The organism is Citrobacter sp. TBCS-14, assembly GCF_005280805.1.
Lineage (GTDB): Bacteria > Pseudomonadota > Gammaproteobacteria > Enterobacterales > Enterobacteriaceae > Citrobacter > Citrobacter gillenii.
In genome coordinates, this window is the sequence record NZ_SZWM01000237.1 from 1 (window position 1) to 241 (window position 241).

The 241-nt window shown below is 48.1% G+C and carries 1 pseudogene; it reads right to left on the reverse strand.

What is annotated here, in order from left to right:
• A pseudogene (locus FDX22_RS12270) lies at positions 1-241 on the reverse strand (argininosuccinate synthase); the annotation flags it as partial.

The window sequence follows — 241 nt, forward strand, 5'->3', positions numbered from 1 at the left end:
TTGGAGTCGGTGGAATACGCTTTTTCGACAGACATCTTGTAGTCGAAACCACAGGCAATCATAAATTCGGACATCTCATGGCGACCGCCGAGTTCGTCGATGAAGTCGGTATCCAGCCATGGTTTGTAAATCTGCAGTTCGGCGTTGGTCAGCAGGCCGTAACGATAGAAACGTTCAATATCGTTCCCTTTATAGGTGCTACCGTCACCCCAGATATTTACGCCATCTTCTTTCATGGCAG